Origin of the sequence: Enterobacter chinensis (assembly GCF_034008295.1) — a bacterium.
Classification (GTDB): domain Bacteria; phylum Pseudomonadota; class Gammaproteobacteria; order Enterobacterales; family Enterobacteriaceae; genus Enterobacter; species Enterobacter chinensis.
Map to the genome: position 1 here is coordinate 727,162 of NZ_JARDVI010000002.1, position 25,968 is coordinate 753,129.

At 53.1% G+C, this 25,968-nt stretch carries 26 protein-coding genes; 13 read left to right on the plus strand and 13 right to left on the minus strand.

The window, feature by feature from the left end:
- The first annotated feature begins 22 nt into the window (after positions 1 to 22).
- Entirely contained in the window at positions 23 to 718 is a 696-nt protein-coding gene (gene queC, locus PYW49_RS08430) for a 7-cyano-7-deazaguanine synthase QueC (RefSeq protein ID WP_320386221.1), read from the plus strand.
- Between the two features lie 2 nt (positions 719 to 720).
- Here queC and PYW49_RS08435 read toward each other — a convergent pair whose 3' ends face one another.
- The 11 genes from PYW49_RS08435 to bolA all read right to left on the minus strand — a co-directional run bounded on the left by PYW49_RS08435 (position 721) and on the right by bolA (position 11,790).
- Positions 721 to 1,050: an addiction module antidote protein gene (locus PYW49_RS08435; protein WP_214605303.1), complete on the minus strand. Its 330-nt coding sequence runs from the start codon at positions 1,048 to 1,050 to the stop codon at positions 721 to 723.
- Positions 1,022 to 1,387: a type II toxin-antitoxin system RelE/ParE family toxin gene (locus PYW49_RS08440; protein WP_320386222.1), complete on the minus strand. Its 366-nt coding sequence runs from the start codon at positions 1,385 to 1,387 to the stop codon at positions 1,022 to 1,024. Before PYW49_RS08440 ends, PYW49_RS08435 begins: the two co-directional genes overlap by 29 nt.
- 48 nt (positions 1,388 to 1,435) lie before the next feature.
- Positions 1,436 to 1,834 carry a YbgC/FadM family acyl-CoA thioesterase gene (locus PYW49_RS08445; RefSeq protein WP_134348620.1) on the minus strand — a complete coding sequence of 133 codons (399 nt, stop codon included), beginning with the start codon at positions 1,832 to 1,834 and terminating at the stop codon, positions 1,436 to 1,438.
- A gap of 99 nt (positions 1,835 to 1,933) precedes the next feature.
- Positions 1,934 to 2,314 (minus strand): helix-hairpin-helix domain-containing protein, encoded by a 381-nt coding sequence (locus tag PYW49_RS08450; protein WP_320386223.1) that lies wholly within the window; start codon positions 2,312 to 2,314, stop codon positions 1,934 to 1,936.
- Positions 2,315 to 2,462: 148 nt separating this feature from the next.
- Complete coding sequence (gene ppiD, locus PYW49_RS08455; protein ID WP_320386224.1) at positions 2,463 to 4,334, minus strand: peptidylprolyl isomerase; 1,872 nt, start codon at positions 4,332 to 4,334, stop codon at positions 2,463 to 2,465.
- A 212-nt stretch (positions 4,335 to 4,546) separates the two neighbouring features.
- Positions 4,547 to 4,819 (minus strand): nucleoid-associated protein HU-beta, encoded by a 273-nt coding sequence (hupB, locus tag PYW49_RS08460; protein WP_002444653.1) that lies wholly within the window; start codon positions 4,817 to 4,819, stop codon positions 4,547 to 4,549.
- A gap of 210 nt (positions 4,820 to 5,029) precedes the next feature.
- Complete coding sequence (lon, locus tag PYW49_RS08465; RefSeq protein WP_320386225.1) at positions 5,030 to 7,375, minus strand: endopeptidase La; 2,346 nt, start codon at positions 7,373 to 7,375, stop codon at positions 5,030 to 5,032.
- Between the two features lie 182 nt (positions 7,376 to 7,557).
- Positions 7,558 to 8,832, minus strand: coding sequence for an ATP-dependent protease ATP-binding subunit ClpX (gene clpX, locus PYW49_RS08470; protein WP_023334705.1), 1,275 nt, complete (start codon positions 8,830 to 8,832; stop codon positions 7,558 to 7,560).
- Between the two features lie 127 nt (positions 8,833 to 8,959).
- A complete protein-coding gene (gene clpP, locus PYW49_RS08475) occupies positions 8,960 to 9,583 on the minus strand; it encodes an ATP-dependent Clp endopeptidase proteolytic subunit ClpP (RefSeq protein ID WP_010428105.1) in 624 nt (207 codons plus the stop codon).
- Positions 9,584 to 9,843: 260 nt separating this feature from the next.
- A complete protein-coding gene (gene tig, locus PYW49_RS08480) occupies positions 9,844 to 11,142 on the minus strand; it encodes a trigger factor (protein WP_134348623.1) in 1,299 nt (432 codons plus the stop codon).
- Positions 11,143 to 11,472: 330 nt separating this feature from the next.
- Positions 11,473 to 11,790, minus strand: coding sequence for a transcriptional regulator BolA (gene bolA / locus PYW49_RS08485; protein WP_021241655.1), 318 nt, complete (start codon positions 11,788 to 11,790; stop codon positions 11,473 to 11,475).
- A gap of 302 nt (positions 11,791 to 12,092) precedes the next feature.
- On the opposite strand from bolA, the gene PYW49_RS08490 reads away from it, so the two are divergent.
- The 8 genes from PYW49_RS08490 to PYW49_RS08525 all read left to right on the plus strand — a co-directional run bounded on the left by PYW49_RS08490 (position 12,093) and on the right by PYW49_RS08525 (position 20,966).
- Positions 12,093 to 12,671, plus strand: a complete 579-nt coding sequence (locus PYW49_RS08490; protein ID WP_063144771.1) for a lipoprotein — start codon at positions 12,093 to 12,095, stop codon at positions 12,669 to 12,671.
- 46 nt (positions 12,672 to 12,717) lie between these two features.
- Positions 12,718 to 14,193, plus strand: coding sequence for a muropeptide MFS transporter AmpG (gene ampG / locus PYW49_RS08495; RefSeq protein ID WP_320386226.1), 1,476 nt, complete (start codon positions 12,718 to 12,720; stop codon positions 14,191 to 14,193).
- Between the two features lie 477 nt (positions 14,194 to 14,670).
- Positions 14,671 to 15,618 (plus strand): cytochrome o ubiquinol oxidase subunit II, encoded by a 948-nt coding sequence (gene cyoA, locus PYW49_RS08500; RefSeq protein ID WP_134348625.1) that lies wholly within the window; start codon positions 14,671 to 14,673, stop codon positions 15,616 to 15,618.
- Positions 15,619 to 15,634: 16 nt separating this feature from the next.
- Positions 15,635 to 17,626, plus strand: a complete 1,992-nt coding sequence (cyoB, locus tag PYW49_RS08505; RefSeq protein WP_063144774.1) for a cytochrome o ubiquinol oxidase subunit I — start codon at positions 15,635 to 15,637, stop codon at positions 17,624 to 17,626.
- Positions 17,616 to 18,230: a cytochrome o ubiquinol oxidase subunit III gene (locus PYW49_RS08510; protein ID WP_023334703.1), complete on the plus strand. Its 615-nt coding sequence runs from the start codon at positions 17,616 to 17,618 to the stop codon at positions 18,228 to 18,230. Before cyoB ends, PYW49_RS08510 begins: the two co-directional genes overlap by 11 nt.
- A complete protein-coding gene (locus PYW49_RS08515) occupies positions 18,230 to 18,556 on the plus strand; it encodes a cytochrome o ubiquinol oxidase subunit IV (RefSeq protein WP_006176899.1) in 327 nt (108 codons plus the stop codon). The genes PYW49_RS08510 and PYW49_RS08515 overlap by 1 nt, the downstream gene beginning before the upstream one ends.
- 11 nt (positions 18,557 to 18,567) lie before the next feature.
- Positions 18,568 to 19,455 (plus strand): heme o synthase, encoded by an 888-nt coding sequence (gene cyoE, locus PYW49_RS08520; RefSeq protein ID WP_013095848.1) that lies wholly within the window; start codon positions 18,568 to 18,570, stop codon positions 19,453 to 19,455.
- A 149-nt stretch (positions 19,456 to 19,604) separates the two neighbouring features.
- The gene (locus PYW49_RS08525) at positions 19,605 to 20,966 is read left to right on the plus strand and encodes an MFS transporter (RefSeq protein WP_134348627.1); all 1,362 of its coding nucleotides are present in this window, start codon (positions 19,605 to 19,607) and stop codon (positions 20,964 to 20,966) included.
- A 30-nt stretch (positions 20,967 to 20,996) separates the two neighbouring features.
- Here the strand turns inward: PYW49_RS08525 and PYW49_RS08530 are convergent, their stop codons facing one another.
- Positions 20,997 to 21,488, minus strand: coding sequence for a YajQ family cyclic di-GMP-binding protein (locus tag PYW49_RS08530; protein WP_023334701.1), 492 nt, complete (start codon positions 21,486 to 21,488; stop codon positions 20,997 to 20,999).
- Positions 21,489 to 21,609: 121 nt separating this feature from the next.
- On the opposite strand from PYW49_RS08530, the gene panE reads away from it, so the two are divergent.
- Positions 21,610 to 22,521: a 2-dehydropantoate 2-reductase gene (gene panE / locus PYW49_RS08535; protein WP_320386227.1), complete on the plus strand. Its 912-nt coding sequence runs from the start codon at positions 21,610 to 21,612 to the stop codon at positions 22,519 to 22,521.
- Positions 22,484 to 23,077, plus strand: coding sequence for a protein deglycase YajL (gene yajL, locus PYW49_RS08540; RefSeq protein WP_134348629.1), 594 nt, complete (start codon positions 22,484 to 22,486; stop codon positions 23,075 to 23,077). Before panE ends, yajL begins: the two co-directional genes overlap by 38 nt.
- 94 nt (positions 23,078 to 23,171) lie before the next feature.
- On the opposite strand, the gene thiI is transcribed toward yajL, so the two are convergent.
- Positions 23,172 to 24,620 (minus strand): tRNA uracil 4-sulfurtransferase ThiI, encoded by a 1,449-nt coding sequence (gene thiI, locus PYW49_RS08545; protein ID WP_134348630.1) that lies wholly within the window; start codon positions 24,618 to 24,620, stop codon positions 23,172 to 23,174.
- Between the two features lie 191 nt (positions 24,621 to 24,811).
- Between thiI and xseB the strand changes: the two genes are divergently transcribed.
- Positions 24,812 to 25,054 (plus strand): exodeoxyribonuclease VII small subunit, encoded by a 243-nt coding sequence (gene xseB, locus PYW49_RS08550; RefSeq protein ID WP_008503331.1) that lies wholly within the window; start codon positions 24,812 to 24,814, stop codon positions 25,052 to 25,054.
- Positions 25,055 to 25,954, plus strand: a complete 900-nt coding sequence (gene ispA, locus PYW49_RS08555; protein WP_320386228.1) for a (2E,6E)-farnesyl diphosphate synthase — start codon at positions 25,055 to 25,057, stop codon at positions 25,952 to 25,954.
- Positions 25,955 to 25,968: the final 14 nt, after the last annotated feature.

A 25,968-nucleotide genomic window follows, 5' to 3' on the forward strand; every position in this document is an offset into this window, starting at 1 on the left:
TACGTAACTGTCGAGATGATTTATGAAACGTGCCGTCGTCGTGTTCAGCGGAGGACAAGACTCTACTACCTGCCTGGTCCAGGCTCTTCATCAGTACGATGAAGTTCACTGTGTTACTTTCGATTATGGTCAGCGTCATCGTGCTGAAATCGACGTTGCCCGTGAACTGGCCCTGAAACTGGGCGCACGCGCGCACAAAGTACTGGATGTTACGCTGTTAAATGAACTGGCCGTCAGCAGCCTCACCCGCGACAGTATTCCCGTCCCGGACTACGAACCCGATGCCAGCGGCATTCCGAACACCTTCGTGCCGGGCCGTAATATCCTCTTCCTGACCCTGACAGCGATTTACGCTTACCAGGTAAAAGCCGAAGCGGTGATAACCGGCGTATGTGAAACCGACTTCTCCGGTTACCCGGACTGTCGCGACGAGTTTGTGAAAGCGTTAAACCACGCCGTCAATCTGGGGATGGCGAAAGATACGCGCTTTGAAACCCCTCTGATGTGGCTGGATAAAGCAGAAACCTGGGCGCTGGCGGACTACTGGGGCAAGCTGGATTTGGTTCGCAGCGAAACCCTCACCTGCTATAACGGCATCAAAGGCGACGGTTGCGGCCAGTGCGCCGCCTGTAACCTGCGCGCTAAGGGGCTGAATCACTATCTTGCCGATAAAGCCGGTGTGATGGCCGCGATGCAGAAAAAAACCGGGCTTAAATAGGGTTATTTGACCGTGCTGTCGAACAGTTTTACACCGGCAGCACGCGTGACTTTCATTAACGTCGTCAGCGTTGGGTTGCCGTTGTCAGACAAGGTTCGGTATAGCTGCTGACGGGAAAGACCCGATTTAGCAGCAATTTCACCTATGCCGCCGCGGGATTCGATAACACGTCTTAACGCGATTAAGTATGCAGGGATCCCCTGGTCTTCATAAATCTCATCCAACGCAACCTGCAGATATAGCTGAGCGTAGGAAGGGTTTTCACGAAGCATTTTTACGACGGCTTCATCATGGCTGACGGAACTAGAAAATTTTCGTTGGCTCTTGCTCATCCGGTTTATCCTTTTGATGTTCTTTCCAGTAATCTATTGCCAGTTTCACATCAGTCTTTTGACTCTTTTTGTCACCGCCGATCAGCAACAACAAGATCTTCCGATGTTGTACTGCAAAATAGATTCGATAGCCGGGACCACGATCAATTTTTAATTCCCAGATACCCTCTCTGAGATATCGGTAATCGCCGAAATTCCCTTTCTCAGCACGGTCAATTCGCAGAAGGATCCGAAACGCTAACTCCGGATCCTTTCTCCTCATCCTTGCTACCCATTCCTCGAACGGAATTTTTCCGTCACGGGTCCGGTAACGTTCAACAACGTAGTCCCTGTCCATTATTCTATCCCTGAAAAATCCTTTTGTCTTTTATAAAAGACAAAATTTCTAAGCGATCATCAGCTCCAGCTTTTCCCGCAACTCCCCTTCAAACGGCAGCGCCTTCTGGGTTTTCAGATCGATACAGACAAACGTAATCAGCGCATCGGCCACCACCTGCCCTTCTGGATCGAGCGTTACCACCTGGCTTAATACCCCACTTTTGCCACTTAACTGCTGTACCTGACTGGTCACGGTGAGCACATCGCCCAGCACGGCCGGACGGCGGTAGTTGATGTTGATATTGACGACCACGAACGCGATGTTGTGCGCGCTCAGCCACTGAAAGCTTTCGCTATTTTCGAGCCCGTCCCAGCGCGCTTCTTCAAGAAACTCAAGATAGCGGGCATTGTTCACATGCTGGTAAACGTCGAGGTGAAAACCGCGTACTTTGATTTTTGTCTGCATAGCGCAATAGCCTTTACTGTTATTGTAGGATTAGAGGTCATAACTGGTATGACCTCTTTATCCTGGCAAATTATCGCGGCAGTGCAAGTAAATGTGAGATTACAACGTCAGGTGTGAGAGGTTGCGCTCAACCAGCGCGCTGCCCATGCCCGGAACCTGTTTGAGATCGTCGACGGTTTTGAAAGGACCATACTCTTCGCGGTAGCTGACGATGGCCTGCGCTTTTTTCAGGCCGACACCATTCATCGCGCGGGCCAGGTCTTCTGCAGTTGCCGAATTGATACTCACCCGTGTACCGTCATCATCCACGTTTTTACCGGCGTCGGTCGCTTTGGTTTGCCCCTGAACCGGCGCGGCTGCGTCGGTCTTGCCCTGTACCGTCTGTGGTTTGGCGGCAGGTGTCGCCGCCATCGTGCCAGCGCTCATCCCGGTGGTGGCAATAGCCAGCGTAATTAACAGTGCTTTGATTCCACGTTTCATGCTGTTATCTCCTTGTTAGTTGACAGCCATGTCACGATAACCGCCGAAAAAAACAGGCACAAACAGCAGATTGCAGAAATGGAAAAGGCCGCGAAAGCGGCCTTTAGTTTTTGCAGAGCGTTACGAAATTCTGCGAGCAGATACGTAATTATTGCTGCTGAGTTATCACATCACCCAGCTTAATTTTGGCTTCTTTACGCAGGTTGCTCATCATGGCTTCGAAAGCAATCTGGGCATTGTTCTGGGTAATGCCCTGAACCATCGCTTTCTTCTGCGCTTCTGGCAGGGTACCGGCTTTCACTTCATCCAGCGCCAGCAGAATGACGTTACCCTGCATATCGGTGGCGGTACCGAAGCTTGGTTTATCTTTTGCCGGCAGGTTCAGACCAAACGCTGCCTGACTGACAGGATCCTGACTCGTACGGCTCAGCGTTTTCGCCTCACCGAAGCTCAGGCCAGCGGCTTTCAACGCGTCCTCTTTACCCGCTTTCAGATCAACCAGAATCTTCTCAGCATCCAGTTTCGCCTGCTGTTCCGCTTTGTTGTGCTTAACCTGGGCGACAACCTGATCCTTCACTTCCGCCAGCGGTTTGACCGCTTCTGGCTTGTGCTCACTCACGCGCAGAACGAATGCACGATCGCCGTCAACGGTAATGATGTCAGAGTTGCTGCCTGGCGTGCCGTTCTCGCCGACCAGTCCGCCGTTAAAGATGGCATCAGAAACCGGTTTGAAGTTCAGCTCTTCCGGCAGGTTGTCACGACCAAACCAGCCCGTCTCAACCGCTTTCACCCCAGCCGCCTGCTCTGCACCCGCCAGAGACTCGTTGTCGTTGCTGGCAGCATCGCTCACTTTCTGCTGCAGTGCGTAGTAGGCATCCAGCGCTTTTTCCTGCTTCACTTTCGCCGCGATATCATCATGAACCTCAGCCAGCGGCTTGGTTTTCGCAGCAATGATGTCGTCCAGACGGACAACCAGGAAACCAACGGAGGATTTAATGACGCCTGAAAGCTGGCCTTTGTCTTTCAGACCGGCATTTTTCAGCTCATCCGGCGTGGTTGCCTCTTCCAGCCAGCCCATATCACCGCCGTTTTTCGCGGAGATAATATCGGTGGATTTCGCTTTCGCGACGGTCGCGAAATCAGCGCCTTTGTTCAGTTCATCCAGAACCGCTTTGGCATCAGCCTCGGTTTTGGTCTGAATCACGCTGTAGCGGTTACGCTGCGGCTGAGTGAACTGGTCCTGATGCTGGTCGTAGTAAGACTGGATTTCCGCGTCAGACGCGCTTTCCTGCAACGCAGCCGCATCCAGCTTGATGTAGCTCACACGGAACTGCTCCGGAGAAACAAAGGAATTCTTGTTCTGCTCGTACCAGGCATTAACGTCAGCGTCGCTTACCTGCTGTTTCGCCGCCAGGGTGTTCACGTCAATCGTCGCTTCACGTACAACGCGCTGCTGTGCCACCAGCGCGGCCAGTTCATCCGTTTCACCTTTGAGCATGAAATCAGTGCCCACAACGGCATTGATGAGCTGCTGGGTTGTCAGCTGGTTACGCAGCGCCTGAGCGTATTGATCGGCAGTCATGCCCATCTGATTGACGATACTGTTGTAACGCGCGTTGTCGAATTTACCGTTAGACTGGAAGGCTTGCGTGGAGAAGATGGCTTTTTTTACCTGCTCATCACTGATGCCAAGGCCCAGTTTTTTGGCATACTGATCCAGCAGCGCTTCGTCGATAAGACGGTTCAGTGTCTGTTGGCGCAGGGTCTTCATGTACCCTTCGTTCGCCGCCAGTTCAGAGAATTGGTCGCCCAGCTGTTGCTGCATACGGTTACGTTCACCGGCAAAAGCATTCTCGAACTGACCACGGCTGATTTCCTGGCCATTCACTTTTGCGGCATAGTTCGCGCCACCGCCAATAAGGTAACTGCTCACGCCGGTCAATATGAACGACACGATAATGATACCGAAAATAATCTTGAGCACGAGACTGTTAGCAGCCGTGCGTAAGCTGTCCATCATGGTGTAACAACACTCCGCTGTAGGTGACTGGTTACCTGACGCTGACGGAAAATCCTGCCCGTCGCGCGTAAGGTCGTATTGTGACAAGAAAACGGGGCGATTGTCAGCCCACAACTCGCATAAACTCGCACAAATCAGGTCTGGACAAACAAAAAAGGCACATCAGAAGATGCGCCCTTGTACTATACGGCTTCCCTGAGACGGGAAAGCAATCAGTTTACTGCGTCTTTCAGCGCTTTACCTGCACGGAAACCAGGCACTTTAGCGGCAGCAATGGTGATCTCTTTACCGGTCTGAGGGTTGCGGCCAGTACGGGCAGCACGCTCTTTAACAGCAAAAGTACCGAAGCCTACCAGTGCAACGTCGTCCCCAGCCTGCAGAGATTCAGTAACAGAAGCAATTAATGCATCTAACGCACGTCCAGCTGCAGCTTTAGAAATATCAGCACCAGCAGCAATTTTGTCAATCAGTTGAGATTTATTCACTGTTCTCTTCCTCTCTTTATAATTTATATCGCGCCTGAATCCTTCACAACGCGACCGCGCAGCAGTTATATCAGGCCTGCCATGACCTTACAACACCCGTTGTTGATGGCTGACCTAATCAGCAATCTAAATTAGCTATACAAAAAAAGGCTGGCAAGTGCGAAATGACTTACCAGCCTTGTTTTTATTGACGCTCTTTGCGCGAGGTCACTATTTTGCGGTTACAACCTGCATTCCGGAGGGTTCATTCTGCAATGCGAGAGTAAGAACTTCCTCAATTCGCTTCACAGGATGGATCTGCAGATCGGCGATCACGTTGTCCGGAATCTCTTCCAGATCGCGTTTGTTTTCGTAAGGGATCAATACGGTTTTGATCCCACCGCGATGTGCCGCCAGCAGTTTTTCTTTTAAACCACCAATCGGCAGAACCTGGCCACGCAGTGTAATTTCGCCGGTCATCGCCACATCAGCGCGCACCGGGTTACCGGTCAAACAAGAAACCAGAGCGGTACACATGGCAATACCCGCGCTTGGACCATCTTTTGGCGTCGCCCCTTCAGGTACGTGCACGTGGATGTCGCGTTTTTCGTAGAAATCCGGGTTGATACCCAGTTTTTCCGCACGCGCGCGCACCACGGTCAGTGCCGCCTGAATGGATTCCTGCATCACTTCACCCAAAGAACCGGTGTAGGTCAGCTTGCCTTTACCCGGTACACAGGCGGTTTCGATGGTCAGCAGATCGCCGCCCACTTCCGTCCATGCCAGGCCGGTCACCTGACCAACGCGGTTTTCGTTGTCCGCGCGACCGTAGTCGAAACGCTGAACGCCGAGATAGGCATGCAGATTGTCGCCGTTAATCACAATGTGTTTCAGGCTCTTATCCAGCAGCAGCTGTTTTACCGCTTTACGACACAGTTTAGAGATTTCACGCTCAAGGCTACGCACGCCCGCTTCACGGGTGTAGTAGCGGATGATGCCAATAATTGCGCTGTCCTCTACGGTCAGCTCGTTGGCTTTCAGCGCGTTACGCTCAATCTGTTTCGGCAGCAGGTGCTGCTTAGCAATGTTCAGCTTCTCATCTTCGGTATAACCGGAGAGACGGATCACTTCCATACGGTCCAGCAGCGGAGCCGGAATGTTCATGGAGTTCGACGTGGCCACAAACATGACGTCGCTCAGATCGTAATCCACTTCCAGGTAGTGATCGCTGAACGCCACGTTCTGTTCTGGATCAAGCACTTCCAGCAGAGCAGAAGCCGGATCGCCACGCATGTCCGATGACATTTTGTCGATCTCATCAAGCAGGAACAGCGGGTTTTTAACGCCCACTTTCGCCATCTTCTGGATCAGTTTACCCGGCATAGAACCGATGTAGGTACGGCGGTGACCGCGGATTTCCGCTTCATCGCGTACGCCACCCAGCGCCATACGGATATACTTACGTCCGGTCGCTTTGGCGATGGACTGACCCAGAGAGGTTTTACCCACCCCCGGCGGTCCTACCAGGCACAGAATTGGGCCCTTAATTTTGTTTACACGGCTTTGTACCGCGAGGTACTCAAGTTTCACGCGTTCCAGGCCGTAGTGGTCGGTATCGAGGATTTCCTGCGCCTGACGCAGGTCTTTTTTAACCTTGCTGCGGGCGTTCCACGGAACCTGCACCATCCACTCAATGTAGCCGCGAACAACGGTCGCTTCAGCCGACATTGGAGACATCATTTTCAGCTTCTGCAGTTCTGCTTCGGCTTTCTCTTTCGCCTCTTTCGGCATCTTCGCCGCGTCAATCTTACGCTTCAGCGCTTCGTTTTCGTCCGGCGCATCGTCCATCTCGCCGAGTTCTTTCTGAATGGCCTTCATTTGCTCATTCAGATAGTACTCACGCTGAGATTTCTCCATCTGCTTTTTCACGCGGTTGCGAATACGCTTCTCAACCTGCAGCAGATCGATTTCAGACTCCATCATCGCCATCAGGTATTCCAGACGTTCGTTAACGTCGGACATTTCCAGCACGGACTGTTTGTCAGCCAGCTTCAGCGGCATATGTGCAGCGATGGTGTCCGCCAGACGTGCAGGATCGTCGATGCTGTTCAGCGACGTCAGCACTTCTGGTGGGATTTTCTTGTTCAGCTTGATATAGCCTTCAAACTGGCTAATCGCGGTGCGCACAAGCACTTCCTGCTCGCGCTCATCAAGCTCAGGCGAATCAAGGTACTCTGCCTTCGCAGAGAAGTGTTCGCCATCGTCTGACAGAGTGGTAATACGCGCACGCTGCAGGCCTTCTACCAGCACCTTCACGGTGCCGTCAGGCAGCTTCAGCATCTGCAAAATAGAGGCCACGGTCCCGACGGTGAAAAGATCGTTTACACCCGGCTCATCCGTTGATGCTTCTTTCTGCGCCACCAGCATGATTTTTTTATCATGATCCATAGCGGCTTCGAGGCAACGGATAGATTTTTCCCGCCCTACAAATAAGGGTATGACCATGTGCGGATAAACCACCACATCGCGCAACGGCAATACGGGGATTTCAATGCGTTCAGAACGCTCAGGATTCATAGAGCTCTCTCTTAGTTAGTGTCCGCCAGGTAAGCTGGTCATGTCACTGTGCTTCACATAACCATTAACATGTATCCAGTATATGGGGATGTTTCCCACACATTCAACGCTATGAATAAGGAAAAAGTAAAGGGGAGATAAAATCCCCCCTTTTTGATTAACTGCTTGTATGATTTGGTGAATTATTCGCCAGATGCCTGCTGTGCTTCCGGTTTACCGTAAATCAGCAACGGCTTGGTTTGACCGCTAATAACGGACTCGTCAATCACCACTTTCTCAACGTCTTCCATCGACGGCAGATCGTACATGGTGTCGAGCAGCGCCGCTTCAACGATAGAACGCAGGCCACGCGCGCCGGTTTTGCGAATCATTGCTTTTTTGGCAATGGCATCCAGCGCTTCGTCACGGAATTCCAGGTCAACGCCTTCCAGATTGAACAGCGCCTGATACTGCTTGGTCAGCGCATTTTTCGGCTCTTTCAGGATCTGGATCAGCGCGTCTTCACTCAGTTCATTCAGCGTTGCCACAACCGGCAGACGGCCGATGAATTCAGGGATCAGACCGAATTTGATCAGATCTTCTGGTTCAACCTGCGACAGCAGTTCGCCTTCGTTTGGTTTTTCGGACGTCGCTTTCACCGTTGCGCCAAAACCAATGCCGGAGCCGGTTTCAACACGGTGGGAGATGACTTTATCGAGACCGGCAAACGCACCACCACAGATGAACAGGATCTTGGAGGTATCAACCTGCAGGAACTCCTGCTGCGGATGTTTACGACCACCCTGTGGCGGAACGGCAGCAACCGTACCTTCGATCAGCTTCAGCAGTGCCTGCTGTACGCCTTCGCCCGACACGTCGCGGGTGATGGACGGATTGTCTGACTTACGGGAGATCTTGTCGATCTCATCGATGTAAACAATCCCGCGCTGGGCTTTCTGTACGTCGTAATCGCACTTCTGCAACAGTTTCTGAATGATGTTTTCGACATCCTCACCCACATAACCGGCTTCGGTCAGAGTGGTGGCGTCCGCCATGGTGAACGGAACATCCAGCAGGCGCGCCAGGGTTTCAGCCAGCAGCGTTTTACCGGAACCGGTTGGGCCGATCAGCAAAATGTTACTTTTACCCAGTTCTACGCCATTGCTGGTATCGCCGTTACGCAGACGTTTGTAGTGGTTGTATACCGCTACCGCCAACACTTTCTTAGCCTGCTCCTGACCGATGACGTAGTCATCAAGGTGATGACGAATTTCATGCGGCGTTGGCAGCGCGCTACGTTCGCGGTGTGGCGCGACTTCTTTAATCTCTTCGCGAATGATGTCGTTACATAAATCGACACATTCGTCGCAGATATACACGGACGGCCCGGCAATCAGTTTACGCACTTCATGCTGGCTTTTGCCGCAAAAAGAGCAGTACAGCAGTTTGCCCGAACCATCTTTGCGTTTATCTGTCATGAGTCCAAACCTCTTTTTAAGTTCTTTGTGCCGCACATGACGACGCAAATGCCATTCTAAGACGCAAGCTGCTCTCAGGCAGAATGCCGCCCTACCTTAGTATAGCGGCACACTCGCGTCGCGGGCATCAATTACGATGGGTCAACACGGAGTCGACTAAGCCGTACTCAACTGCCTCTGGAGCAGAGAGGAAGCGATCGCGCTCGGTATCGCGCTCGATCTGCTCGAGTGGTTGACCCGTATGCTGCGCCATAAGTTCATTCATGCGCGCTTTTACTTTCAGAATTTCGCGGGCGTGGATTTCAATATCCGTCGCCTGCCCCTGGTAACCGCCCAGCGGCTGGTGAATCATCACGCGGGAATTAGGCAAGCAGAAACGCTTACCTTTAGCCCCTGCCGTTAACAGGAACGCACCCATCGATGCAGCCTGACCCATACAGATAGTGCTTACATCAGGCTTGATGAATTGCATGGTGTCATAAATGGACATACCTGCTGTAATCACGCCACCCGGGGAGTTAATGTACAGGTAAATGTCTTTTTCCGGGTTTTCCGCTTCCAGAAACAGCATCTGCGCCACGATCAGGTTAGCCATGTGGTCTTCTACCTGGCCGGTCAGAAAGATAACGCGTTCCTTGAGCAGACGGGAATAGATATCAAAAGAACGCTCACCACGTGAGGTCTGTTCAATAACCATTGGCACCAGAGCCATATGGGGTGCAAAGTTATCTCGTTCGCCACTGTATGACATTTCCGTCTCCTGGATCAAAATTGAAAACACCTGCTGTACTGATTGTAACCTTACGGACGGATTATCAGCCAGTCTCATTCATCGTGATTACGTACTTATGGGGTTCACAGTGCCCTATTTCAAGCATAACAACCTTTTGTTGTTACGCTAACACCGAAAGGGCGTTTTAGCACTCTTCCTGGGCTAATGCTGCGATAAAAAAAACCCGCTGCCGCAAGGCAACGGGTTTTCTGTTCAAACTTTAAACCTTTGGGGCGAAATTACGCCTGCTGGTTCATCAGTTCGTTGAAAGAGGTCGCTTTTTCAGACACTTTCGCTTTCGCCAGTACCGCTTCGACAGCCTGCTCTTCCAGGGCAACATTGCGCATGTTGTCCATCAGCTCTTTGTTCTTACCGTAGAACTCGATCACTTCTGATGGATCTTCGTATGCAGAAGCCATCTCTTCGATCAGGCCTTTCACACGCTCTTCGTCAGCTTTCAGCTCGTGGGTACGAATCACTTCGCCCAGCAGCAGGCCAACAACAACGCGGCGTTTAGCTTGCTCTTCGAACAGCTCGCGTGGCAGTTCCATCGCTTGCTGCTGGTTGCCACCGAAACGCTGTGCAGCCTGACGGCGCAGCACGTCGATTTCGCTGTCGATCAGGGCTGCTGGAACGTCGATTTCGTTCGCTTTAACCAGACCGTCGATCGCCTGAGATTTAACGCGGTTACGCACAGCGCCGTTCAGCTCGCGCTCCATGTTTTTACGCACTTCGGTACGCAGGCCCGCGACAGAACCATCTTCCACGCCGAAACGCTTGATGAATTCTTCAGTCAGTTCTGGCAGTTCACGCTCTTCAACTTTCTTCAGGTTGATGACGAACTTGGCTGCTTTACCTTTCAGGTTTTCAGCGTGGTACTCTTCAGGGAAGGTCACGTCGATGGTGAACTCTTCGCCCGCTTTGTGGCCTTTGATACCGTCTTCGAAGCCTGGGATCATACGACCCTGGCCCATTGCCAGTACGAAGTCAGACGCTTTGCCGCCTTCGAACTCTTCGCCGTCTACAGAACCGGTGAAGTCGATAGTCACACGGTCTTCCGCGTCAACAGCGCCTTCTTTCTCTTTCCAGTTCGCCTGCTGCTTACGCAGGGTGTCCAGCATGCCGTCAACGTCTTCGTCAGTTACAGAAACAACCGGTTTCTCCACTTCGATGGACTCCAGACCTTTCAGCTCAACTTCCGGGTACACTTCAAACTCTACGGAGTAGGTGAAGTCTTCGCCCAGTTTGTATTCGCCTGGAACGTAGTTCGGCGCACCGGCCGGATTGATTTTTTCTTTGATGATCGCATCAATAAAGTTGCGGCTCATCAGTTCACCCAGCACATCCTGACGCACGGAAGCGCCATAACGCTGAGCAACAACATTCATTGGTACTTTGCCCTTACGGAAGCCGTCAATACGTACTTTTTTTGCTACGTTGACCAGCTCGCTTTTCACAGCAGTTTCGATGCTGTCAGCAGCGATAGTAATCGTTACACGGCGGCCAAGGCCTTGAGTGGTTTCAACTGAAACTTGCATCTTGTTACCTCAAAAAAATCACAGTGCTCGGTCAACTCTGAATCTGTCTGTTATACCGGGATGCTCTCTTAGTGCAGATTCACATTCCCTGTCGCCAGAATCATCCCGAAGACATTCAATAAGACGCGGCATTATAGCGGCATCACTTAGGTGAGTCGAGAACGGTTGGGGCATGTTGCTGCGGCTTTTTTCACACTTTAAGCCTATTTTTAGCCTTAAAATCGCTCCATCCGCTCAAAACTCAGACAAAACAAAACGGCCCGGAGGCCGTTTTGAGGAAATCTCTTAGCAACATACTGGAAAAGCTCCAGCCGTTGCAAATCCGATTTATCAGGCGATGGTGCCTGCTCCGCGACAAGGCGGCGATGCAAAAACCGTATCCTGCAAACCTTCCCATTCCTTAATGGTGTAAGTATGCAATGCCAGAGCATGTACGGTTGTGGAGAGCTCTTCCGTCAAGGTGCTGTAGATCAAGCGGTGTCGGTTCAGGAAACGTTCTCCCGTGAAGCGATCGCTAACCAGAACCACTTTAAAGTGGCTTTCAGAACCTGCCGGCACGTTATGACGATAGCTTTCGTCGACGACTTCGAGGAACACAGGGTTGAACGCTGCCCTTAATTTATCTTCTATATGCTCACGTATCATCATGAAATTACTCCTCCGACAACGCCAGGATGTCACCCATCCCTTTAAATGTTAGCCGCTTTTACCGTTTCCATTACACCTTGACAACAAATATTTAGCTTTCATCTGATTTTCTCATTCAAAGGAATGAAGTTCACTGTGAGGCTCATACCTTTTGTCATTCGCAAGGGGAGAAAAAGGGTGAGCTGGTCAGTTTTCAGACAAGGCGATGAATTTACATGCGTTGACCACTTCCCCTGACCGTTGGCAATGTTATGATGGCGGCAATTTTTCTCTCTATGCTTACGATTCGTGAGAACCTTAAAATGTTAAAAAAACTCTTCTTTCCATTGGTAGCCCTTTTTATGCTGGCAGGCTGTGCTACCCCGCCTACCACCATTGATGTCTCACCAAAAATTACCCTGCCTCAGCAGGACCCAAGCCTGATGGGCGTCACCGTGAGCATTAACGGTGCCGACCAGCGTCAGGATCAGGCGCTGGCAAAAGTGACCCGCGATAACCAGCAGGTTACGCTCACCGCGTCCCGTGACCTGCGCTTCCTGCTCCAGGAAGTGCTGGAGAAACAGATGACGGCTCGCGGCTATATGATTGGCCCAAGCGGCGCGGTTGATCTGCAGATCATCGTGAACAACCTGTACGCTGACGTTTCCCAGGGGAACGTGCGCTACAACATCGCGACCAAAGCCGATATTGCCATTATTGCCACCGCGAAGAATGGCAACAAGATGAACAAAAACTACCGCGCTAGCTACTCCGTTGAGGGGGCTTTCCAGGCCTCAAACCAGAACATTGCTAACGCCGTGAACAGCGTGCTGACCGATACCATCGCCGATATGGCGCAGGACACCAGCATTCACGACTTCATCAAGCAAAACGCGCGTTAATCCAGCTAACTGACCCGGTATATCGCCGGGTCAGTTTTATAAGAACATGTCCAGCCATTACTTACGCATTTTCCAGCAACCGAAATCAGCCATTCTGCTGATCCTCGGCTTTGCCTCGGGTTTACCCCTCGCACTCACTTCAGGCACGCTTCAGGCGTGGATGACGGTCGAGAACATCGATCTTAAAACCATTGGTTTCTTCTCGCTTGTGGGTCAGGCCTATGTCTTTAAGTTCCTGTGGTCGCCGGTCATGGATCGCTACACTCCGCCTTTCCTGGGGCGTCGTCGTGGCTGGTTAGTGATGACGCAGATCCTGCTGCTGCTGGCCATTGCGGCGATGGGTTTTCTTGAGCCCACCACACAGTTACGCTGGATGGCCGCGCTCGCGGTAGTGATTGCCTTCTGTTCTGCTTCGCAGGATATCGTCTTTGACGCCTGGAAGACGGACGTGTTACCTGCGGAAGAGCGCGGTGCCGGTGCGGCAATCAGCGTGCTGGGCTATCGCCTCGGGATGCTGGTCTCCGGCGGGCTGGCGCTGTGGCTGGCCGACCGCTATCTCGGCTGGCAGGGCATGTACTGGCTGATGGCTGCCCTGCTTATTCCCTGCATTATCGCTACGCTATTCGCGCCCGAACCAAGTGATGTCATCCCGGTCCCCCGCTCGCTGGAGCAAGCCGTCGCCGAACCGCTGCGCGACTTCTTTGGTCGCAACAACGCCTGGCTGATTCTGCTACTTATCGTCCTTTATAAGCTGGGCGATGCCTTTGCAATGAGCCTGACTACCACCTTCCTGATCCGGGGCGTCGGTTTTGATGCCGGTGAAGTGGGCGTGGTGAATAAAACGCTGGGGCTGTTTGCGACCATCGTTGGCGCGCTCTACGGCGGCGTATTGATGCAGCGCCTGACGCTGTTCCGCGCGCTGCTGATCTTCGGCATCCTGCAAGGCGTCTCTAACGCAGGCTACTGGCTGCTGTCGATTACCGATAAACATACGTTCAGCATGGCCGCCGCGGTGTTCTTCGAAAATCTCTGTGGCGGTATGGGGACAGCGGCATTTGTCGCCCTGCTGATGACCCTGTGCAACAAGTCGTTTTCCGCCACGCAGTTCGCTCTGCTCTCGGCGCTCTCCGCCGTTGGCCGCGTCTATGTTGGCCCAATTGCCGGCTGGTTTGTTGAAGCTCACGGTTGGCCGACGTTTTATCTCTTCTCGGTCGTGGCTGCCGTGCCGGGGATTTTACTGTTGCTGGTCTGCCGTCAGACGCTGGAATATACCCAGCGGACAGAACACTTTATGCCGCGTACCGAATATCATCGCGCCTACCGTTTTGCGTTACGTCTGTTAATGGTGGGCTGCTTTGCGCTGGCGCTCTGGCTAGTCGTGCTCATTATTAACGCCTGCACTTCTCTGGCGCTCCCCTTCGAAGCCCTTCTGCTGGATGCCGGAGCCCTGATGGCAATCGCCGGGATCCTGACAGGGGGTCTGCTCGATTTCATGGCGTTGCGTAAAACGCAGATGACCTGAAGAAAAATGCGAAAGGTTATTTCCCGTTGTAATCACTAAACGAAATTATAACGGTGAAATAGCCATCAACCGCTAAAAAAATATTTGTTGTTTTGTGCGGGATAGGATTTGGAAATTATTAGCGCCAATTCCACAACACTATTTTCCATTAAACGATTCAGCATTCGTAAGTTTGATTTTTCGTTTTTTAGATGTCTTTTTATTGATAATTAATTGTTAATTTTTTGTTTATTTTTAACAATGGTTATACCAATTGCCCCTTTTAGGGTATGCTTGGGGGCCCTTTCGTTATAAAGCCCGCGCCATGCGGCTTTTGTCTTAAAAAGCGACATAATTTGCAACACTTGTGACATGTGCGGCAGAACCCGGTAACACCTTCCTGACACAGGTCTAATGATGTTTACAGTAATGTAACCTTCCCGTAAAATGCCCGCACACTTTAAACGCCACCAGACTCCGTGGAATTGAGGTCGTTAAATGAGACTCAGGAAATACAATAAAAGTTTGGGATGGTTGTCATTATTCGCTGGCACTGTATTACTCAGTGGCTGCGATTCTGCACTACTAGACCCCAAAGGACAGATTGGACTGGAACAACGTTCACTGATTTTGACGGCATTTGGCCTGATGATGATTGTGGTTATTCCAGCCATTTTGATGGCTGTTGGTTTCGCCTGGAAGTATCGTGCGAGCAATAAAGATGCGAAGTATAGCCCGAACTGGTCACACTCCAATAAAGTGGAAGCTGTGGTCTGGACGGTCCCTATTCTGATCATCCTGTTCCTTGCCGTACTGACCTGGAAAACCACTCACGCACTTGAGCCAAGCAAACCGCTGGTTCACGATGAGAAACCGATTACCATCGAAGTGGTCTCCATGGACTGGAAATGGTTCTTCATCTATCCGGAACAGGGTATTGCTACCGTGAATGAAATCGCCTTCCCGGCGAACACTCCGGTTCAGTTCAAAGTGACCTCCAACTCCGTAATGAACTCCTTCTTCATCCCACGTCTGGGTAGCCAGATTTACGCGATGGCCGGTATGCAGACTAACCTGCATCTGATCGCGAATGAAGCAGGCACCTATGATGGTATCTCCGCCAGCTATAGCGGCCCGGGCTTCTCAGGTATGAAGTTCAAAGCTATTGCAACGCCAGACCGTGCCGCTTTCGACCAGTGGGTTGAAAAAGCGAAGCAGTCTCCAAACACCATGTCTGACATGGCGGCGTTCGATAAAGTGGCTGCACCTAGCGAATACAACAAGGTGGAGTACTTCTCTAACGTGAAACCTGATTTGTTCAAAGAGGTTATTGGCAAATTTATGGATCACGGTAAGAGCATGGACATGACCCAGCCTGAAGGCGAGCACAGCGCGCATGAAGGTATGGAAGGCATGGACATGAGCCACGCGGAAACCGCTCACTAAGGGGCCGAGGAAGAAAATGTTCGGAAAATTGACACTGGATGCAGTGCCGTATCACGAACCGATTATCGTGATTACGGTGGCTGCAATTATCATTGGTGGCGCGGCCTTACTGGCCCTTATCACTTACTTCGGTAAGTGGAGCTACCTGTGGAACGAGTGGCTGACTTCGGTTGACCACAAAAAACTCGGTATCATGTACTGCATCGTCGGTATCGTCATGTTAATTCGTGGCTTTGCGGATGCGATCATGATGCGTAGCCAGCAGGCTCTCGCTTCTGCGGGTGAAGCCGGCTTCCTGCCGCCGCACCACTACGATCAGATCTTTACCGCCCACGGCGTTATCATGATCTTCTTCGTGGCGATGCCGCTGGTTATCGGTCTGATGAACGTTGTCGTTCCGCTGCAAATCGGCGCGCGCGACGTGGCGTTCCCGTTCCTGAACAACCTGAGCTTCTGGTTCACGGTTGTCGGCGTTATCCTGGTTAACCTGTCACTGGGCGTGGGCGAATTCGCGCAGACCGGTTGGCTGGCTTACCCGCCGCTGTCAGGAATTGAGTACAGTCCGGGCGTTGGCGTCGACTACTGGATTTGGGCGCTTCAGCTCTCCGGTGTCGGTACTACCCTGACCGGTATCAACTTCTTCGTGACCATTATCAAGATGCGTGCCCCTGGCATGACCATGTTCAAGATGCCGGTATTTACCTGGGCATCTCTGTGCGCCAACATCCTGATTATTGCCTCCTTCCCAATTCTGACCGTCACCGTCGCGCTGCTGACCCTGGACCGCTACCTGGGCACCCATTTCTTCACGAATGATATGGGTGGCAACATGATGATGTACATCAACCTGATTTGGGCCTGGGGTCACCCGGAAGTGTACATTCTGGTTCTGCCTGTCTTCGGCGTGTTCTCCGAAATCGCGGCAACCTTCTCGCGTAAACGTCTGTTTGGTTACACCTCTCTGGTGTGGGCAACCGTGTGTATTACCGTTCTGTCGTTCATCGTTTGGCTGCACCACTTCTTCACCATGGGTGCGGGCGCGAACGTAAACGCCTTCTTCGGTATTACCACCATGATTATCGCAATCCCTACCGGGGTTAAGATCTTCAACTGGCTGTTCACCATGTACCAGGGCCGTATCGTGTTCCACTCAGCAATGCTGTGGACCATCGGCTTCATCGTCACCTTCTCTGTGGGTGGGATGACCGGCGTACTGCTGGCGGTACCGGGTGCTGACTTCGTTCTGCACAACAGTCTGTTCCTGATTGCGCACTTCCATAACGTTATCATCGGTGGCGTGGTCTTCGGCTGCTTCGCTGGCGTAACCTACTGGTGGCCAAAAGCGTTCGGCTTCACGCTGAACGAAAAATGGGGTAAACGCGCGTTCTGGTTCTGGATCATCGGCTTCTTCGTGGCGTTTATGCCGCTGTACGTGCTGGGCTTCATGGGTATGACCCGTCGTCTGAGCCAGCAGATCGATCCGCAGTTCCACCCAATGTTGATGGTTGCAGCGGGCGGTGCGGTGCTGATTGCCTGTGGTATCGCGTCTCAGCTGATTCAGTTCTACGTGTCTATTCGCGACCGCGACCAGAACCGTGACCTGACCGGTGACCCATGGGGTGGCCGTACGCTGGAGTGGGCAACCTCTTCTCCACCTCCTTTCTATAACTTTGCCATCGTGCCGCAGGTTCATGAACGCGACGCATTCTGGGAAATGAAAGAAAAAGGTGAAGCGTACAAGCAACCTGCTCATTACGAAGAGATCCACATGCCGAAAAACAGCGGTGCGGGCATTGTCATTGCCGCCTTCGCAACGGTATTTGGTTTCGCAATGATCTGGCACATCTGGTGGATGGCGATTGTTGGCTTCGCTGGCATCGTAATCAGCTGGATTGTGAAGAGCTTTGACGAGGACGTGGACTACTACGTACCAGTCCGTGAAGTTGAAAAGCTGGAAAATCAGCATTTCGACGAGATTTCTAAAGCGGGGCTGAAAAATGGCAACTGATACTCTGGCGCACTCGACTGCCCACGCGCATGAACATGCGCACCACGATACAGGACCGACCAAAGTCTTCGGTTTCTGGATCTACCTGATGAGCGACTGCATTCTGTTCTGCTGTCTGTTCGCGACCTATGCCGTTCTGGTGAACGGCACGGCGGGCGGCCCGGCTGGCAAGGACATCTTTGAACTGCCGTTCGTTCTGGTTGAAACCGCACTGCTGTTATTCAGCTCCATCACCTACGGCATGGCGGCTATCGCCATGTACAAAAACAACAAGAGCCAGGTGGTTTCCTGGCTGGCGTTGACCTGGTTGTTTGGTGCTGGATTTATCGGGATGGAAATCTATGAATTCCATCACCTGATTCTGGAAGGCTTCGGTCCGGATCGCAGTGGCTTCCTGTCCGCGTTCTTCGCGCTGGTAGGTACCCACGGTCTGCACGTAACCTCTGGTCTGATCTGGATGGCGGTACTGATGTTCCAGGTATCCCGTCGCGGTCTGACCAGCACTAACCGTACCCGTATCATGTGCCTGAGCCTGTTCTGGCACTTCCTGGACGTGGTGTGGATCTGTGTGTTCTCTGTTGTATATCTGATGGGGGCGATGTAATGAGTCATTCAAACGATCATGGCGCTTCCCACGGTAGCGTAAAAACCTACATGACAGGTTTCATCCTGTCGATCATCCTGACGGTGATCCCGTTCTGGATGGTGATGAGCGGTTCTGCGTCTAAACCGGTTATTCTGGGTGCAATCCTGGTGACCGCGGTGATTCAGATTCTGGTGCATCTGGTTTGCTTCCTGCACATGAACACCAAGTCCGATGAAGGCTGGAACATGACGGCCTTCATCTTTACCGTGATTATCATCGCTATCCTGGTAGTCGGTTCCATCTGGATTATGTGGAACCTCAACTACAACATGATGGTTCACTAAGAGCGGCGAGTATGTTTAAGCAATACCTGCAAGTAACGAAACCAGGCATCATCTTTGGCAACCTGATCTCCGTGATCGGAGGGTTCCTGCTGGCCTCTAAAGGCAGCATTGATTACACCCTCTTTATCTACACGCTGGTCGGTGTGTCACTGGTTGTTGCGTCCGGTTGTGTATTTAACAACTACATCGACATGGATATCGACAAGAAGATGGAAAGGACCAAAAATCGGGTGCTGGTGAAAGGCCTGATCGCCCCTTCCGTCTCGCTGGTGTACGCCACCTTGCTGGGTATTGCTGGCTTTATGCTGCTGTGGTTTGGTGCTAACCCGCTGGCCTGCTGGCTGGGGGTGATGGGGTTCGTGGTCTATGTGGGCGTCTACAGCCTGTATATGAAACGTCACTCCGTCTACGGCACGCTGATTGGTTCTCTCTCCGGCGCTGCGCCGCCGGTGATTGGCTACTGCGCGGTCACGAACGAGTTCGACAGCGGTGCGCTGATCCTGCTGGCTATCTTTAGCCTGTGGCAGATGCCGCACTCCTATGCCATCGCGATTTTCCGCTTTAAGGATTATCAGGCAGCGAACATTCCGGTTCTGCCGGTCGTGAAGGGCATTTCCGTTGCCAAGAACCACATCACGCTCTACATCATCGCCTTTGCTGTCGCAACGCTGATGCTCTCTCTGGGTGGTTACGCTGGATATAAATATCTGGCGGTAGCGGCTGCAGTGAGCGTCTGGTGGCTCGGTATGGCGCTGCGCGGTTACAAAGTGGAAGATGACAAAGTCTGGGCGCGCAAACTGTTTGTGTTCTCGATTGTCGCCATCACCTCTCTGTCCGTGATGATGTCCGTTGACTTCATGGTGCCAGATTCACACAACCTGCTGACTTACGTCTGGTAAGCCACAACAGGTGAATAAAGGGGTGCTTCGGCACCCTTTTTTATTCACCGAATCTATTAATAACGCATGTAATATTTGTTAAATAACCCTTTATTTACCCCGCCCCTTCCCCGCACTACACTATGGCCTGCTTTTGAACTGAGGTGGTAATGAACGATTATAAAATGACGCCAGGCGAGCTACGCGCGACCTGGGGCTTAGGGACTGTCTTCTCGCTACGGATGCTTGGCATGTTTATGGTCCTGCCTGTTCTGACCACGTACGGTATGGCACTGCAGGGAGCCAGCGAGGCGCTGATTGGCCTGGCCATTGGCATTTACGGTCTGGCGCAGGCGGTATTCCAGATCCCCTTTGGCCTGCTCTCTGACCGGGTGGGTCGCAAGCCGCTGATTGTCGGTGGGTTGCTGATCTTTGTACTCGGGAGCATCATTGCCGCCCTCTCCCACTCCATCTGGGGCATTATTCTTGGCCGTGCCCTGCAGGGCTCCGGCGCGATTGCTGCCGCGGTAATGGCACTGCTGTCAGACTTAACCCGCGAGCAGAACCGCACCAAAGCGATGGCCTTCATCGGCGTGAGTTTTGGCGTCACCTTTGCGATTGCCATGGTGCTGGGCCCCATTATTACCCATGCGCTTGGCCTGCATGCCCTGTTCTGGATGATTGCCCTGCTGGCGACCCTCGGTATTGCCTTAACCCTGTGGGTAGTGCCGGACAGCAAAAACCACGTCCTCAACCGTGAATCGGGGATGGTAAAAGGTTGCTTCAGCAAAGTGCTTGTTGAACCACGCCTGCTGAAGCTCAATTTTGGCATTATGTGCCTGCACATCCTGCTGATGTCGACCTTTGTCGCCCTGCCCGGTCAGCTTGCCGCTGCGGGCTTCCCTGCGGCAGAGCACTGGAAAATATATCTGGTCACGATGCTGATTTCGTTTGTCTCCGTCGTGCCGTTTATCATCTACGCCGAAGTGAAGCGCAAAATGAAGCGCGTCTTCGTGGGCTGCGTGGCGGTCCTGCTGATTGCCGAGATCGTGCTCTGGGGCTCCGGCCCGCACTTCTGGGAACTGATCGCCGGCGTGCAGCTCTTCTTCCTGGCCTTTAACCTGATGGAAGCCCTGCTCCCGTCGCTGATAAGCAAAGAGTCCCCCGCCGGTTACAAAGGCACAGCAATGGGCATTTACTCCACCAGCCAGTTTCTCGGCGTGGCGATTGGCGGCTCGCTTGGCGGATGGGTGGACGGGCTGTTTGATTCGCAAACCGTGTTTCTGGCAGGTGCGCTACTGGCGACCGTCTGGCTGCTGGTCGCCAGCACCATGAAAGAGCCGCGCTACGTGAGCAGCCTGCGGGTAGAAATTCCGGATGATGTAGAAATTAGCGATGCGCTGAAGCAGCGTCTGGAAGCCAAAGAGGGTGTGACAGAAGTACTTATTGTTCCGGAAGAACGCAGCGCTTACGTCAAAATAGACAGTAAAATGACCAACCGCTTCGAGGTCGAACAGGCGCTCAAAGCCTGAAAAAAAGCCCGGTTAAACCGGGCTTTTTTATTAATCGCGGAAGTTTTTAAACTGGAACGGTTGCCCCAGATCGCCGCCGCGCACCAGCGCCATCACGGACTGCAGGTCATCACGGGACTTGCCGGTGACGCGAATCTCTTCACCCTGGATCTGCGCCTGTACCTTCAGCTTGCTGTCTTTGATGAGCTTAACGATCTTCTTCTGCACCGCGCTCTCAATACCCTGCTTCAGCTTAGCTTCAACAAACCAGTTTTTACCGCTGTGCACGAACTCTTCCGGCACATCCAGAGATGTCCCTTCAATGCCGCGTTTTAACAGCTTGGCGCGCAGAATGTCGAGCAGCTGATTCACCTGGAAATCAGACTCGCTCAGCACCTTAATAGTCTTATTTGCATCGTTCAGCTCAAACGACGCCTCAACGCCACGAAAATCGAAACGTGACTCAACTTCGCGGGTTGCGTTCTCAACGCCGTTGCGAACTTCCTGGATATCAACTTCGGAAACAATATCGAAAGATGGCATCTTTTCTTCTCCCTTCACTTTTGTTGCGTTGCATAATACCCGCTACGAGGCATAACTCAACAGAAGCTTAGCTGTATAATTAAGCTGTAACACCTGGCGCAGTTGCAGGTGAGGAGGAACAATGAAAATTACAGTGCTCGGATGCGGAGCGCTTGGTCAGCTGTGGCTGACCGCGCTGTGCAAGCACGGACATGAGGTTCAGGGCTGGCTGCGCGTGCCCCAGCCCTATTGCAGTGTAAACCTGATTGGTGAAGACGGAAGCATCTTTAACGAATCCCTCACCGCGAACGATCCTGATTTCCTGGCGCAAAGCGACCTTTTACTGGTGACGCTCAAAGCGTGGCAGGTCTCAGACGCGGTAAAAACACTGGCCGCGCAGCTCCCCCCCACTTCCCCCATACTGCTGCTGCATAACGGCATGGGGACGCTTGATGAGCTGAAAAGCGTCCCGCAACCCCTGCTGATGGCGACGACCACTCACGCTGCCCGCCGGGACGGTAACATCATCGTGCATGTCGCCAGCGGGGTGACGCACATCGGCCCCGCCAGAACGCAGGATGGCGACTACAGTTATCTTGCCGATGTACTGCAAAAGGTGTTGCCGGACGTGGCCTGGCATAACCATATTCGTCCTCAACTCTGGCGCAAGCTGGCCGTCAACTGCGTCATTAATCCGCTGACGGCGCTGTGGGACTGCCCGAACGGGGAGCTGAAAAATCATCCGCAGGATATTGCGATGCTGTGTGCGGAAGTCGCAGCGGTCGTTGAGCGGGAAGGCCTGCATACCTCAGCAGACGATTTACGCTGTTATGTCGAGCAGGTTATTGAGAGTACCGCAGAAAACATCTCCTCGATGTTGCAGGATGTTCGGGCATTACGCCACACAGAAATCGACTACATTACCGGCTATCTGCTAAAACGCGCCCGAGCGCACGGTATCGCCGTGCCGGAAAACGCCCGTCTGTATGACCTGGTTAAACGTAAGGAGAGTGAATATGAGCGCGTCGGCACTGATCTGCCTCGCCCCTGGTAGCGAAGAGACAGAAGCGGTAACCACCATTGATTTGATGGTGCGCGGCGGCATTAACGTGACAACTGCCAGCGTCGCCAGCGACGGTAATCTGGCCGTCACCTGCTCGCGCGGGGTGAAGCTCCTCGCGGATGCCCCGCTTGTGCAGGTGGCGGACGGAGATTACGACATCATCGTCCTGCCGGGTGGTCTGAAGGGCGCGGAGTATTTTCGTGACAGCACTCTGCTGGTCGAAACCGTGCGCCAGTTCCATTTATCCGGTCGGATCGTCGCAGCCATCTGCGCCGCTGCCGGCACGGTTCTGGTTCCGCATGACATCTTTCCCATCGGCAACATGACCGGCTTCCCTGGGCTGAAAGAGACCATTCCGAAAGACCAGTGGGTAGATAAACGCGTGGTCTGGGATCCGCGCGTCAACCTGCTGACCAGCCAGGGCCCCGGCACTGCGATTGATTTTGGCTTAAAGATTATTGACCTGCTGGTCGGGCGCGAAAAAGCGTACGAGGTTGCGTCATCGCTGGTGATGCCGGCGGGAATTTATAACTACTATGAAGAGTAGTGCATAAAAAAAGCCGGGTGGCGGCTACGCCTTACCCGGCCTACACGTGCACGGTACCGTAGGCCCGGTAAGCGAAGCGCCACCGGGCAATGAACTACGGGCGATACACTTTCACATTCGCAAAGCCCTGCTCGCGCAGGTACAGCGCCTGCAGGCGGCTCATCACCCCGCGCTCACACCACAGCAGGTACGTTTTACTCTTGTCGAGATCGCCAAATTTCGTGCTCAGCTTGTAGAACGGCAGAGAAACCACCTCAACGCCTTCGACGTTCAGCGGGCTGGCATCCTGTTCATCAATCGAACGAATATCCACAATCACATCGCTGGCACCGAAACCGCTTACGGTTTCAACTTCAACAACTTCCTGCTCGGTCTGCTGGGCAATCTCGCGGATATCAATGTTGGACGCTTCCGCCACCACTTTTTCCAGAATGCTGAAATCGAAGTTCTCTTCTTCCGCTTCGATCTTCGCCTTCACCGCTTTCACCGTTGGGCTTTTTGAGATCACACCGCAGTATTCCGGCATGGTGCGGGCAAAATCTTCGGTGCCGATTTCACGCGCCAGGTCGATGATGTGCTCTTTATCATGGGAGATCAGCGGACGCAGGATCAGCGTATCAGACACGTTGTCGATAAGACGCAGGTTGGTCAGCGTCTGGCTTGAGACCTGGCCCAGCGCTTCGCCGGTGACCAGCGCCTGCACGCCGTAGCGTTCAGCCACTTTGGAGGCCGCACGCACCATCATGCGCTTCAGGATGACGCCCATCTGGCCGTCGTCCACTTTCTCGAGGATTTCGCCGACCACAGGTTCGAAGTTGATCGCCACAAAACGCACGCGGTGGGAGCTGCCGAAGCGGTTCCACAGATAATGCGCCACCTGACGAACGCCGATTTCGTGCGCCGCGCCGCCCAGGTTGAAGAAGCAGTAGTGCACGCGACAGCCGCGACGCATCAGCATATAGCTGGAGACGCCGGAGTCGAAGCCGCCGGAGATCAGGGACAGAACATCTTCCTGGGTCCCGATCGGGAAGCCGCCGATGCCTTCATAGCGGCCTTTCACCAGTAACAGGCGATCGTTTTCGATCTCCAGATTGACGGTCACGTCCGGGTTGGTCAGACGCACGCGCGCAGACTCGACGTGCTGGTTCAAGCCGCCGCCAACGTAACGTTCCACTTCAATGGAGCTGAATTCGTGCTTACCGCGACGCTTCACGCGTACGCAGAAGGTTTTACCTTCGATCTGGTCGCGGTACTGGACCAGCGCTTTCTCGAAGATGTCGTGCATATCGCTGAACGGGACGTCTTCCACTTCCAGAATATGGTGGATACCCGGAATACGGGTCAGGGCGTCGCGAATATCCTGACGTTTGTTTTCGTCTTTCGCTCGAACCTCAACGTGGTCCCAGTGGCGCACCACGGCGAGGGTTTCGTCGTAGTGCTTTAATACGTTACGAATGTTCCCGGTGAGAATTTTAATAAAGCGCAAACGCACAGATTGGCTTTTGATGGTGATTTCAGGGAACAATTTAATGATAAACTTCATGGCGGCAATGTTTCTTAGGCAAGCGTATTAAGGCTTGTAATGGAAAAGAGTACAGCAGCCCACACCCGTGGCTGCATCCAGGCGCGCAAGTATATCACCATCGCGCCGCTCCTGTGCACATTGCGCGTTATTTGCTTATCCGCCCGAGTCCGTTACCATGTCGGGGCGAAGAATATAAGAGTCAATTCACTATGCCGAAGAAGAACGACGCACCGGCCAGTTTCGAAACTGCGCTGAGTGAACTGGAGCAAATTGTCACCCGCCTTGAGAGCGGCGATCTCCCGCTGGAAGAGGCGCTCAACGAATTCGAGCGCGGCGTACAGCTGGCACGCCAGGGGCAGGTCAAACTGCAGCAGGCCGAACAGCGTGTGCAGATCCTGCTGTCCGACAGCGAAGATGCGAAAACCACGCCTTTCACACCGGACGCCGAGTAAATGGATTTTGCCACCGAGCTTCAGGCGCGTGTCGTGCGCGCCAACGACGCCCTGCGCCGTTTTATTGCGCCACAGCCTTTTCAGAACACTCCACTGGTTGAAGCCATGCACTATGGCGCACTCTTGGGTGGAAAGCGCCTGCGCCCGTTTCTGGTCTACGCCACAGGCAATATGTTTGGTATCAGCGATAACACGCTGGACGCCCCGGCAGCCGCCGTTGAGTGCATCCACGCCTACTCGCTGATCCACGATGATTTACCGGCCATGGACGACGACGATTTGCGTCGGGGTCAACCAACCTGCCATATCAAGTTTGGCGAGGCGAATGCCATTCTGGCGGGTGATGCCCTGCAAACGCTGGCATTTTCGATTCTGAGCGACGCGCCGATGTCGGAAGTGGCTGACCGCGACCGCCTGGCAATGATCTCCGAACTGGCAATGGCCAGCGGCGTAGCCGGCATGTGCGGCGGACAGGCCCTGGATCTGGACGCGGAAGGACGTCAGGTTAATCTGGAACAGCTGGAGCGTATTCATCGCCATAAAACAGGGGCATTGATTCGTTCAGCCGTTCGCCTGGGCGCGCTGAGCGCGGGTGAACAAGGGCGCAAAGCCCTGCCGATTCTGGACAGATACGCAGAAAGTATCGGTCTGGCATTCCAGGTTCAGGATGACATTCTGGATGTGGTGGGCGATACTGCAACATTGGGAAAACGTCAGGGTGCGGACCAGCAGCTTGGCAAAAGTACCTACCCCGCCTTGCTGGGCCTTGAGCAAGCCCAACGTAAAGCCCGGGATCTGATAGAGGATGCCCGCCAGTCTCTGAATCAGCTGGCCGCGCAATCGCTGGATACCTCGGCACTGGAAGCGCTAGCGGACTATATAATCCAGCGTGATAAATAAACACACTATCTCGA